General features: G+C 53.6%; 13 protein-coding genes. 8 read left to right on the forward strand and 5 right to left on the reverse strand.

The genetic code is table 11. From position 1 onward, the window contains the following. The gene (locus tag ACFSW8_RS13355) at nt 1–651 is read right to left on the reverse strand and encodes an SDR family NAD(P)-dependent oxidoreductase (RefSeq protein ID WP_377087500.1); all 651 of its coding nucleotides are present in this window, start codon (nt 649–651) and stop codon (nt 1–3) included. A gap of 94 nt (nt 652–745) precedes the next feature. Here ACFSW8_RS13355 and ACFSW8_RS13360 point away from each other — a divergent pair, with 94 nt between their 5' ends. The 5 genes from ACFSW8_RS13360 (at nt 746) to ACFSW8_RS13380 (ending at nt 4,802) form a co-directional block, all read left to right on the forward strand. Next, nucleotides 746–1,372 carry a 5-oxoprolinase subunit B family protein gene (locus ACFSW8_RS13360; RefSeq protein WP_377178479.1) on the forward strand — a complete coding sequence of 209 codons (627 nt, stop codon included), beginning with the start codon at nt 746–748 and terminating at the stop codon, nt 1,370–1,372. Nucleotides 1,373–1,375: 3 nt separating this feature from the next. Continuing rightward, nucleotides 1,376–2,278: a 5-oxoprolinase subunit C family protein gene (locus tag ACFSW8_RS13365; RefSeq protein WP_377087503.1), complete on the forward strand. Its 903-nt coding sequence runs from the start codon at nt 1,376–1,378 to the stop codon at nt 2,276–2,278. Between the two features lie 39 nt (nt 2,279–2,317). Further along, entirely contained in the window at nt 2,318–3,448 is a 1,131-nt protein-coding gene (locus ACFSW8_RS13370; RefSeq protein WP_377178481.1) for a M24 family metallopeptidase, read from the forward strand. 38 nt (nt 3,449–3,486) lie between these two features. Next, nucleotides 3,487–4,215, forward strand: a complete 729-nt coding sequence (locus ACFSW8_RS13375; RefSeq protein ID WP_377087507.1) for a LamB/YcsF family protein — start codon at nt 3,487–3,489, stop codon at nt 4,213–4,215. Between the two features lie 242 nt (nt 4,216–4,457). After that, entirely contained in the window at nt 4,458–4,802 is a 345-nt protein-coding gene (locus ACFSW8_RS13380; protein WP_377087510.1) for a hypothetical protein, read from the forward strand. Between the two features lie 80 nt (nt 4,803–4,882). Here ACFSW8_RS13380 and ACFSW8_RS13385 read toward each other — a convergent pair whose 3' ends face one another. From ACFSW8_RS13385 to ACFSW8_RS13395, 3 genes are all read right to left on the reverse strand, one after another. Continuing rightward, complete coding sequence (locus ACFSW8_RS13385; RefSeq protein WP_377087512.1) at nt 4,883–5,131, reverse strand: PLDc N-terminal domain-containing protein; 249 nt, start codon at nt 5,129–5,131, stop codon at nt 4,883–4,885. Nucleotides 5,132–5,135: 4 nt separating this feature from the next. Continuing rightward, nucleotides 5,136–5,951 (reverse strand): CvfB family protein, encoded by an 816-nt coding sequence (locus ACFSW8_RS13390; protein WP_377178483.1) that lies wholly within the window; start codon nt 5,949–5,951, stop codon nt 5,136–5,138. An 83-nt stretch (nt 5,952–6,034) separates the two neighbouring features. Then, a complete protein-coding gene (locus ACFSW8_RS13395) occupies nt 6,035–6,937 on the reverse strand; it encodes a serine/threonine-protein kinase (RefSeq protein WP_377091396.1) in 903 nt (300 codons plus the stop codon). 194 nt (nt 6,938–7,131) lie between these two features. On the opposite strand from ACFSW8_RS13395, the gene accB reads away from it, so the two are divergent. Both accB and accC read left to right on the forward strand, forming a co-directional pair. Beyond that, a complete protein-coding gene (accB, locus tag ACFSW8_RS13400) occupies nt 7,132–7,605 on the forward strand; it encodes an acetyl-CoA carboxylase biotin carboxyl carrier protein (protein ID WP_377178485.1) in 474 nt (157 codons plus the stop codon). Nucleotides 7,606–7,666: 61 nt separating this feature from the next. Next, complete coding sequence (accC, locus tag ACFSW8_RS13405) at nt 7,667–9,031, forward strand: acetyl-CoA carboxylase biotin carboxylase subunit (RefSeq protein WP_377087518.1); 1,365 nt, start codon at nt 7,667–7,669, stop codon at nt 9,029–9,031. Between the two features lie 394 nt (nt 9,032–9,425). On the opposite strand, the gene tadA is transcribed toward accC, so the two are convergent. Continuing rightward, entirely contained in the window at nt 9,426–9,959 is a 534-nt protein-coding gene (gene tadA / locus ACFSW8_RS13410; RefSeq protein ID WP_377087520.1) for a tRNA adenosine(34) deaminase TadA, read from the reverse strand. A gap of 73 nt (nt 9,960–10,032) precedes the next feature. On the opposite strand from tadA, the gene rpe reads away from it, so the two are divergent. Beyond that, complete coding sequence (rpe, locus tag ACFSW8_RS13415; protein ID WP_377178487.1) at nt 10,033–10,701, forward strand: ribulose-phosphate 3-epimerase; 669 nt, start codon at nt 10,033–10,035, stop codon at nt 10,699–10,701. The last annotated feature ends 154 nt before the right edge of the window (nt 10,702–10,855 follow it).

Here is a 10,855-nt window from a genome sequence, read left to right on the forward strand (position 1 = left end):
TCAAAGAATCCGGCTATCGAGGTTAAAGACCTGACCTGAGGTATGCGGCAGCTGGCATTCCAAAAAATAAATAAACCCCGCCACCTGCTCGGCACTGTGGATGGCTGCAAGACAATGCTTTCCCATCAGCCCCTCCCAGTCCGTCGGACTTAGCCCCTCAGTCATACCAGTCTCCATCAAGCCCGGCACCACCACATTACAGCGAAGCCCACGCCCGCCCCATTCGCGAGCCAATGACTTCGCCAAGCCCTCTAAACCCGCCTTGGCCGCAGCATAATTCGACTGCCCCAAATGAGGTTGATAGGCAGAGAAGCTGCTTACAAACAACACCTGTCCGCTGCGTCTCTTCAGCATCCGCTTACTCGCTGCCTTTGCACACAAGTAGGCCCCCCTTAAATTTGTCTCCATCACCTTATCCCACGAAGTTTCGTCTAACTTGAGGATCAAGCCATCAGCCGTCACTCCCGCTGCGCACACTAACAAATCAATGTCTCCAGCCTGCTCAAAGTAACGCGTCACACTATCAGAATCACGAACATCCAAGCTCTCCCTTCCAGGAGCCAGCACCTCCCAACCAGCATCTGAAAAAACCTGTCCACAGGCTCTAGCTAGTCCTCCCCTTCCACCAGTGATTAACACGCGTTTTTTCATGCTCGCTGAATTGGCTCTATCAAACTTCCCCCTGCTTGGCCAAAAAATTCATGACTCGCCAAAGGAATCGCTCCTCTCTAATACTTCAAGCCAGATGCCTGACCTACCGCCACACTCGCTTCGCCCCTATGGCCCCACAGCTTGGCTCATCCAATTGGCAGACCCAAATGACATCGAGTTCCTCCACCACCTCGCCTCCCAAACGCACCCACTCTGCCAAGAATGGGTCGTCGCTTATGACTCCCTCCTGATTCTAACCCATCACCCTCAGCCAGAAGCCAAAATCCAACAACTCCTCCACTCCCTCGCCAAAACAACAAGCAGTACCCAACCACCCCAACATCACGAAGTGCATGTCCACTATGATGGCCCCGACCTCACAGAAGTCGCACACCACTCAGGACTCAGCCCCAATGAAGTGGTCACCCTACACTCACAAGCGCAGTATCGCGTTCGCTTCCTCGGCTTTAGCCCCGGATTTGCCTACCTCGACGGCCTCCCTAAAGCACTCCACCTACCGCGCCGCGCCACACCCCGCCCACACATGGCAAAAGGAGCCGTTGCTATCGGTGGCACCCACGCCGGCATCTACACCATTCCCAGCCCGGGTGGCTGGAACTGGCTCGGCAATACCGACCACCCACTCTTTCAACCCGGCGCCTCCCCTGATGCCGCATTCACCCTGAAGGTCGGTGACACCCTCACCTTTATCCCTGCATAAACCATGCCTGAACCAATCGCCACAGTGCTCCAGACTGGACCAGCCACCAGCTACCAAGATTCTGGTAGATACGGCTGGCTCCAATACGGGCTCGCCCAATGCGGTGCCCTAGATACTCACGCCTCTGCTGCAGCCAATACCCTTCTCCACAACCTCCCATCTGACCCAGTGATCGAGATCCTTCTAGGTGGCTTCCGCATCAAAATGCTTCAGCCATCCTGGATCGCTCATGTCGGCGGCTGCCATTGCCCCCAACTCCCCAGCTGGACCGCGCGCTATGTCAGTGCGGGTGAAATTCTCGACTTCCAACCTAGCAAAGCTGGCGTCTGCAGCTACCTCGCAGCACCAGGTGGTTGGCAAGCGCGCACCCTCTTTGGTAGCTCAGCTTATCACTCCCGCTCAGACATCGGACAAGCCATCGTGACTGGTGCCCCACTCGCTCCCACACTCAATCCACCAGCTCCCACCAGCGCAAAAAACCGCTCCACCCCGCCACAGGACCAAAGAGAGTATTCCCGCCCCCCCAGTCTGCGTCTCTATTCAGGCCCCCACAGCCACTTGTTTAGCAAAGCCCAACACAACCACTTGCTAAACAACATCTGGAAAATATCCGCCCGCTCAGATCGCAGCGGATACCGGCTCACCAACGACGCCCCTGAATGCCTCCAACATCACATCAGCATTCACAGTACCCCCACCATTCTAGGAAGCATTCAAATTCCCCCAAGTGGTGAAGCCATCGTCACCCTCAATGACGGCCCCACCGTCGGCGGCTACCCCATCATCGCTCTCGTCCACCCAGAGGACCTCAGCTGGCTCGTCCAACAACACGCCCATAGCCCCATCACCTTCACACACCTAGACCACAAAGCCGAAACTACAAATCCTGCACAAGCGACACTTTAAGCGTGCCGATCCCAGTCACTATTCCGTATGGCTCTCTCCATGCCAAACTCTGCCTACCTGCTCTATTCCATCACCGAAGTAGAACCCAATGGCTACTACTTTAGCCAATTTAAATCGATGGACCCCATCTGCATGTTTGGCACATTCGACGCCCCCATTGCCCTCATCCACCGCATGGAAGTCGAACGAGCAAAACAAGAAGGACGCTTCAGCAAAGTCCTCGACCTCAAACTCTACCAAGAAAGAGCCGAAAAAGAACTCGGTGCCCCCACACTCAGTAACGCCATCTTCCTTGCCGCTAAGGACTGTGGGTTCACCAACTTCACAATCCCACACGATTTCCCCGCCCAGCTCTTCAGTGACCTCACCCAACTCGGTATCAAACTCGAGATCGCGAAAGCCCCACTCTTCCCACAACGCGCCATCAAGTCACCTCAAGAGATTGAACAATGCCGTACAGGTGCCGCCATCTCCGAAGCCGGCTTCGCCCGTGTGAAACAAATCCTCCAACAAAGCTCTATCAGCGCCGATGACTCACTCATCTACGAAGGACAAACACTCACCTGCGAGTTCCTCCGCAAAGAAATCCGCGTCGCATGCACCATGGCTGGCGGCGGACAAAATTCTCCAATCGCCGCATCAGGCCCTCAGGCCGCCGACTGCCATTGTATCGGCTTCGGCCCCGTCAAGGCCCATGAAATGATCGTCGTCGATATCTTCCCCCGCGATGACGCTTCCTACATGTACGGCGACCTCAGCCGCACCTTTGTCAAAGGTACCCCAAGCGATAAAATGCGCGATATCTACGACACCGTCTACCAGGCCCACCAGGCCGCTCTAGCATGCTTCGGCCCCGGTAAACCACTCGGCGCTGTCGATAAAGCAGCACGCGCTGTCCTTGAACAACGCGGCTACCCAACTCGACTCCGTGAAGACGGACTCTGGGAGGGATGCTACTGCGGAATCGGCCATGGAGTCGGACTCGAGGTCCACGAGTTTCCTTTCATCCGTGAGACCGATGAAACTATGGAAGTCGGCCAAGTCATCACCATCGAACCCGGACTCTATATCCCAGAAGTCGGTGGCTGCAGAATTGAAGATACCATTGTCATCACCAAAGAGGGATACGAGTTCATCAACACCCCCAACTACGACTGGATTATCGAATAGGCTGGTCAGCCCCACGACCACACGCATACTCCTAGCGTATGCCCGAAATCTTCCTCAACTGTGACCTCGGTGAATGGGAAAGCCCCGAGGAAACCGCCGCCCTTATGCCATTCCTCCATATGGCAAATATCGCATGCGGCGGACACGCCGGAACACTCGAGTCCATCACACACTGCGCCGTCCTAGCTGAGGCCCGTAAACCCATTGCCGTCAGCACCGGAGCCCACCCAGGAGTCTCCAGCCCCGACCGCGGACGCAGCCTCCCAACACACTTCTCAACCGAGGACTTCCAAGAACTCCTGAGCCTGCAAATCCAGCGCTACGTGAGCGCCGCCGACCTCAACCACATCAAACTCCACGGCGCACTCTACCACCTCACAGAAACCAACGCCGAGTTCCGTCAATCCTTCCTGAACTTTGTCCAGCATCACTGCCTCATTTCCATCGTCTGCCTCGCCGGAGGCACCGTTGCAAAGGAAGCCGAAGAGCGTGGACTCGCCATTCTCCCCGAGATTTTCCTCGACCGCAACTACTCCCCAGATGGGTCGCTCCTGCCTCGCTCCCACCCAGAAGCCCTCATTGATGCACAAGAATCCATTCTCCAACGACTCGAATCCCTCCAGCACACCGGCTGTATCTATGCGCTCGATGGAAGCCCCATCCAACTTCCTAAACACTACCAATACCTCACCGCTTGCGTCCATTCCGATTCCCCTAATAGCCTGCAGATCGTCCAAGCAGCTAAACAATTCCTCGACCAATCGTAATCCCCATCTCCCACGAGCCCACGAGTTCCTTCTCTCATACCATTGATCGAAACGGAATGGTCGGAATGAGCTTGCAGAATATCAAGGCGGAGTGAAGGCCTCACGCACGCGCGGGACAACTGAATGACAACGATGACATTCTGCAAGATAATCCGACTTACTCTAAAATCGCGAAGCGCAAACTTCACAAGACTCAACCAAACTCCATTCGTCTATTCCGAGTCGAGAGATGATATAACATAATGATGCATCAACTTCCTACCTTCACCGTCTGCTACGCACTCCACCTCATCCTCACTGGTCTCTGGAGAAGCATCGAAGCGCAGGCCTTCAAACCCAACGCTTTCTGGTTCTGCCTCACACTCGGCATTCTCAGCCTCGCCGCAGCCTTCCTCCTCCAACTTAGAAAAGTCAAACTAGCCAAAGTCCTCTCCTGCTTTTCCGCTGCTCTCGCCCTCAGCTTCTACCTCTACAGCTTTGTCACCAATGCCCCCCAAGACTCAAGCTGGAGAGTCGCCCTCATCATCATTAGCTCAATCGCAATACTCGTCGCCACCACCTTCCCCTCAAAACCTAACACCATCTGACTAAGTCAGGAAACACCTACCACTATCAATTCCCCCCACTCAGACATAAGCTACAGACCGTAGCTCCAATCGAACTATCCTCAGCGGTGGACTTGACTCGGTGGCACCTTGTAAAACGCCAGATAAAACATCCAACCAATCAATGGCACTAACAAAACCATTGCCCAAAAAATCTTCTTCGCCCCACTCCCCTCACGCTGTAGCATCTGCACGATCAGACTCATCGAGACAATAACCGCAATCCCTCCAAAACACCCAATAGCGACAATCGACGCCATGTCACCAGCCGCCGCATCTGCAAATAGCTCTCTTACCTTGTCGCCAATCATCACCCTACTTCACCAATCGTATCCCACCCTCTTCAAAAACGATTTTGCGCTCTTTAAATAACTGACTTAAAGCACGCTTATACGTCTTCTTACTCACATTGTAAGCCGCTAATATAGCACTCGGATCCGCCTTGTCCCCTAACTCAGAAAACCCGCCCGATTGCTCCAGCCTTGTCAAAATTTGTTGGCTTAAGTCCATCGCCTTCTCCGGCCCAGGCTTCTGTAACATCAAGTCTATCTTCCCATCAGAGCGCGTCACATAGACGTAAGCCTTCAACCTCTGCCCAACCTCTAAGGCCTGAAAAATCTGATTGTGATAAATCAACCCCCAGTCCTCACCCTCCACGACCACCCGATACCCCAAGTCGGTCCTGTCCACGATCATGATCTCCACCTCCTCATTCTCCAAATACCTCCGCTGAGTCTTTCCTAAAAATCTACCCAGCCGAGTCGTCGCTACAATCCGCCGCGTCTCCTCATCGACATACACCCTCACTACCACATTCACCCCCTGACTCACCTTGCGCTTCTGCTCGCCAAAAGGTAGCATCAAATCCTTCACCAAGCCCCAATCCAAAAATGCCCCGTGCGCTGTCACCTGCGTCACCTCCAATACCGCAAAATCCCCCACCATCGCCTTCGGCTCCCATGTAGTCGCAATCAATCGATCCGAGGAATCACGGTAAATAAACACATCTAACATGTCACCTCGGCGCGTGCCCTCAGCTACCTCTTTGGCCGGCAATAAAATCTCCCCATCCGCTCCCGCCTCCAGGTAAATCCCGCGTTCTTCCTCCCGCACCACCTCAAGGGTGTTCATTTTGCCCAGCTCAATCATGCCCCATCACTATACAAAGTTCAGCCGATAGAAAGCTAAACTTTCCCCAGCCATCCACTCCCACTCTATGCCTCATCCTGATAACTCGGACTCATCCCCTGAGCATCCATCCGCATCGGCTGCGGTAAACTCGGCGCTGTCGTCGCATCCTCATAACTCGGTAACTTGCGTATCGCCTCCATCACCGACTTAGGCCGCTTCGCCGGATCCGGCTGAATCAACCAATAAATCCATTGGCGAAACGCTTCAGGTAAATCCGCACGATACGACCTCAAAAATGGTATCTCACCCGCCTTGTGCTTCGCATGCGCTAACTCTAACGAGATGCCAGCCAGTGGATGCCCACCAGCCGCAACCCAGTAAATCAATTGCCCAAACATGTACAAGGTACTCCGAATCCCCTCAGGTTGTCCCTCAAAAATCTCAGGTGCCATCAAGGCCGGATCTAATGTCTTCGATAAAGTCTGCATCCCCTCCTCCCCCACTAAAGGAATCAACTTGCTGTGCCCCAAATCCATCAAAATATAATGGAAGCCTCCCGACGCCTTCGGTGTCGCTATGATCGATGAAGGGCATAATGCATGATGGTAATAACCATATTCCTCAGCAGCCTGTAAGGCATCCAAACATTGCGTCGTCAGAGAATACAATTCCACCAAATCCATCTGCCCCGCATGCTTCATGACCTGACTCAACCTCAAACCCTCCACGTGCGCCGTCACCAAATACGGGCCAGATTCATCAATACCAGCGTCTAACACACTCAAAATGTTGGCGTGACTAATCCGTGACAAATCACTCACCACATCAAAAAAACGCCCACGCCAAGCCTCATCTTCTAAGTTCTCTTCAACCGTGTCAAAACGACGAAATGCCACCGGACGATTCAGCTCAGTGTCATAGGCTTCATACACTGCGCCCGCCCTCCCGGTGCCAAGTTCTTGTTCTATGCGGTATCGGTCCCCCATACGATTCACAACTTAGACAGGATCAACTCAGCGAGACAAGAAATTATCTGCACCCTTGTGAATAAGTTGTGAACAGCCCAAAAAACTAACGTTCATCCGCACTTGACGCTCTCCACCGCCCACCGCTAGCCTGTAGCACTTCGTACCGACGCGGGCGTCGGATACGCACTTATTAATTCAGCCAAATTACTATCGTGGACCACAACGACATCCGCAAAATCGTAGAGCTCATGGACGAGCACGATCTCTCATACTTCCACCTTGAGAAGGACGACTTTAACCTCAAGCTCAAGAAAGGTCTTGATGCTGACTCCATCCAAGCTGCTTTCGCCGCTATGCCAGCCCCTGTCGCTGCCGCTCCTGCTCCTGTTGCCGCCGCAGCTCCAGCCGCTGCCGCTGCTGCCCCAACAGCCGACGCCGCACCTGCTGCCGAAGGCGAGGCCATCACTTCTCCAATGGTAGGTACTTTCTACCGTAAGCCTGCTCCTGATTCCCCGAACTTCTTAGAAGTGGGTGACACCATCAGCGAAGGCCAAACCATCTGCATCATCGAAGCCATGAAGGTGATGAACGAAATCAAAGCCGAAAAATCCGGCACCATCGCTTCCATCGCTGTTGACGATGCTACTCCAGTCCAGTTCGGAGACACACTCTTCACTCTTAAGTAAATACGCGGCACTCTGCCGTATCTAACTGTATCCTGAGCTGCCAAAGGCAGCTGCCTGTATCATGTTTAAAAAAGTCTTAGTCGCCAACCGTGGCGAAATCGCTCTTCGTATCATCCGTGCTTGTCGCGAACTCGGGGTGGCCTCAGTCGCCGTATACTCCGAAGCGGATGTCGACTCCATGCACGTACAACTCGCTGATGAAGCCGTGTGCATCGGCCCTGGGCCCTCAAAAGATTCCTACCTCATGCCCGACCGCATCATCGCGGCCGCTGAGGTCACTGAAGCAGATGCGATCCACCCTGGATACGGCTTCCTCTCTGAAAATGCCCGCTTCGTAGAAATCTGCGAAAGCTGTGACATCACCTTCATCGGTCCTAAAGCGGAAACCATCCGCCGCATGGGTGATAAAAATACCGCTCGCGCCACTGCTCTCGAGTTCGGTGTTCCCGTCACTCCCGGCTCCGAAGGTATCCTCGAGTCCGCCGAACACGGCCTCGAACTCGCTAAAGAAATTGGCTTCCCAGTCATGATCAAGGCCACCGCAGGTGGTGGTGGTCGCGGCATGCGCCCATCCTTCAGCGAAGACGACTTCATCGACCTCTACAACCAAGCCTCACAAGAAGCGATCGCCTGCTTCGGTAACGGTGACTGCTACCTCGAAAAGCTCGTTCTCAACCCACACCACGTGGAATTCCAAGTCTTCGGCGATACCCACGGCAATGCTATCCAACTCGGTGAACGCGACTGCTCCATGCAACGCCGTAACCAAAAAATCATCGAGGAATGCCCATCCCCACTCGTCAGCCCAGAGCTGCGTGAACGCATGGCAAAAGCATCCGTCGAGCTCGTGAAAAATATCGGCTACATCAATGCCGGTACCATCGAGTACCTCGTCGATGAAGCAGGTACTGACTTTTACTTCATGGAAATGAATACCCGTATCCAGGTAGAACACCCGGTTACCGAGGAAGTCATGGGCACCGAGCTTATCAAAGAGCAAATCCGCGTCGCCGCTGGCGAACCCCTCTCTCAGCACGTCCTCGATGCCGAACCACGTGGCTGGTCCATCGAGTGCCGTATCAATGCCGAAGACCCATACAACAACTTCGCTCCTAGCCCCGGTAAAATTGACCTCTGGTACGCCCCAGGTGGGAAAGGTGTCCGCGTCGATACCCACGTCTACTCAGGGTACTCAGTCCCGCCATACTACGATTCCATGATCGCCAAACTCATCTGTACTGGCGCTACCCGTGAAATCGCTATCGCACGCATGAACCGCGCCCTCCAGGAATTCATGATCCGTGGCATCAAAACCACCATCCCATTCCAACTCGAAATCATTAACCACCCAGACTTTAAGTCCGGAAAATACGATATCGCTTGGGTCGGCAAATTCCTCGAAGAAAAAATGGCCGAAGCCCAATAAGCTCCCGCCACTAATCACACCCATCTCATTGCGAGATCGCCCACACCAGGCGGTCTCGCATTTTTTTACCCCCTCCCCTATACAAAACTGTGCTCATTTTGTGCATAATCGCCAAACACACCCCACTCGACATCCTCTCTAACTTTGTACAGGTTCCTTAACTAACTGTGTGACGGCCCCACTTCCCTCAACAATCCACTCAAACTAACACCAACCCACTCCCAAAAATAATAAGGCGGAGGACCGAAGTCCCCCGCCGTATTGTGTGTGTCGTTTTGCTTTTATTGCCTCAAGGTGGCGAAATCAATTTGATCTCTAACCCCTTATTTGTCTAGATATTTTTGAGTCTTTTCTGACATATTCGACAATCAAGCGGCCGTTTATCTGTTAGAAATCAAGAAGGATCTTTTGAAGATTCTTGCTTTCTTGCCTCCTTCTCGGCCTTTTTCTTCGCCCGAGCTTCCCTAAAAAAATGTTGTAAAATAGCTAAGCATTCCTCCTGCAACACACCTGAAGTCATCTCACATTTATGATTAAGCGGCGGATTGGAGTCCAACAAATTGATCCATCCACCTGCAGCTCCACCCTTGGGATCCGGAATCCCAAACACCACTCTATCAGGACGGCAATGCACAAGCGCACCTGCACACATTGGACAAGGCTCCTTCGTCACATAAACCGTACACCCCTCTAGCCTCCAATCTCCCACCACACTCTGCGCAGAAGTCAGAGCTAACATCTCAGCGTGGGCCGTGGCATCCTTCAGCGTCTCTACCTGATTCCAAGACCGTGCTATCACACGCTCATCCTTCACTATCACCGCCCCGATGGGCACCTCACCCGCCTCAGCCGCCTTTACCGCCTCGCGCAATGCCAGCTGCATGTAAAACTCATCTCCCTTAGGCTCTATCATGAACTCCTCACTCATAGAACTAGGGTCTAATAGCGATCTGACTCACTGCCAACTTGAAACTACAAAGTTTCTCCTTAGGATTCCGCACATGAAGAAATGGCACCACACTGACCGCATCATCGCTCCCTCACTTCTCGCAGCCGATTGGGGACGCGTTACCGAAGAAGTCTGCAGAGCTATCAACTCTGGCGCCGACTGGCTCCACCTCGATGTCATGGACGGCCACTTTGTCGACAACATCTCCTTCGGCCCTCAAATGATCCAAGCCATTCATGAAAGTAATGACATCTTCCTCGATGTCCACCTCATGATCTCTCGCCCAGACCATTACCTCCCCCGCTTCCTCGCCTGTGGCGCAGATATGATCACCGTACACGTCGAAGCAGAGCACAACGTCTCGCATACCCTCGCTGAAATTCGTAAAGCTGGTGTCCTCGCAGGCTTAGCACTCAACCCTGCCACCCCCTTTGAAGAAGTCCTCCCACACCTTCCTCACATCGACCTCCTCCTCCCTATGACTGTTGTCCCAGGCTTTGGCGGCCAATCATTTATGCAAGACATGATGAGTAAAGTCGAAGCCGCCGCCGCTTTCCGTCAAGAAAATGGCCTCAACTTCCATATCGAAGTCGACGGCGGTATCAATGCCGAAACGGCTGCCATCGCCGCAAAGGCCGGAGCCAATGTCCTCGTCGCCGGCTCCTCATCCTTCGGCGCACAAGACATGAAGGCCGCCATCACCTCCATGCGTGAAGCCTAGGCGGTGTGGTCAAAATGGTTTGCCGCAAGGCAACTGACTCCATATCACCCTATCTAAACACGGGCGGTGAAGCAATTTGTCCACACCGCCTAGTGTGCTGTCAGCGAAGTCCTGTGCAAAATGATTCGATTTTTTCAAAGATCTGATCAGCCGA

It is taken from the genome of Rubritalea tangerina (genome assembly GCF_042683245.1).
Lineage (GTDB): Bacteria > Verrucomicrobiota > Verrucomicrobiia > Verrucomicrobiales > Akkermansiaceae > Rubritalea > Rubritalea tangerina.

What these genes read in the sequence shown, in the direction of transcription:
- ACFSW8_RS13360 (WP_377178479.1), top strand. Translation starts at nt 746, where the DNA reads ATGCCTGACCTACCGCCACACTCGCTTCGCCCCTATGGCCCCACAGCT.
- ACFSW8_RS13370 (WP_377178481.1), top strand. Translation starts at nt 2,318, where the DNA reads ATGCCAAACTCTGCCTACCTGCTCTATTCCATCACCGAAGTAGAACCC.
- ACFSW8_RS13385 (WP_377087512.1), bottom strand. Translation starts at nt 5,131, where the DNA reads ATGATTGGCGACAAGGTAAGAGAGCTATTTGCAGATGCGGCGGCTGGT.
- ACFSW8_RS13355 (WP_377087500.1), bottom strand. Translation starts at nt 651, where the DNA reads ATGAAAAAACGCGTGTTAATCACTGGTGGAAGGGGAGGACTAGCTAGA.
- ACFSW8_RS13395 (WP_377091396.1), bottom strand. Translation starts at nt 6,937, where the DNA reads ATGGGGGACCGATACCGCATAGAACAAGAACTTGGCACCGGGAGGGCG.
- ACFSW8_RS13390 (WP_377178483.1), bottom strand. Translation starts at nt 5,951, where the DNA reads ATGAACACCCTTGAGGTGGTGCGGGAGGAAGAACGCGGGATTTACCTG.
- ACFSW8_RS13380 (WP_377087510.1), top strand. Translation starts at nt 4,458, where the DNA reads ATGATGCATCAACTTCCTACCTTCACCGTCTGCTACGCACTCCACCTC.
- tadA (WP_377087520.1), bottom strand. Translation starts at nt 9,959, where the DNA reads ATGAGTGAGGAGTTCATGATAGAGCCTAAGGGAGATGAGTTTTACATG.
- ACFSW8_RS13365 (WP_377087503.1), top strand. Translation starts at nt 1,376, where the DNA reads ATGCCTGAACCAATCGCCACAGTGCTCCAGACTGGACCAGCCACCAGC.
- accC (WP_377087518.1), top strand. Translation starts at nt 7,667, where the DNA reads ATGTTTAAAAAAGTCTTAGTCGCCAACCGTGGCGAAATCGCTCTTCGT.
- ACFSW8_RS13375 (WP_377087507.1), top strand. Translation starts at nt 3,487, where the DNA reads ATGCCCGAAATCTTCCTCAACTGTGACCTCGGTGAATGGGAAAGCCCC.
- rpe (WP_377178487.1), top strand. Translation starts at nt 10,033, where the DNA reads ATGAAGAAATGGCACCACACTGACCGCATCATCGCTCCCTCACTTCTC.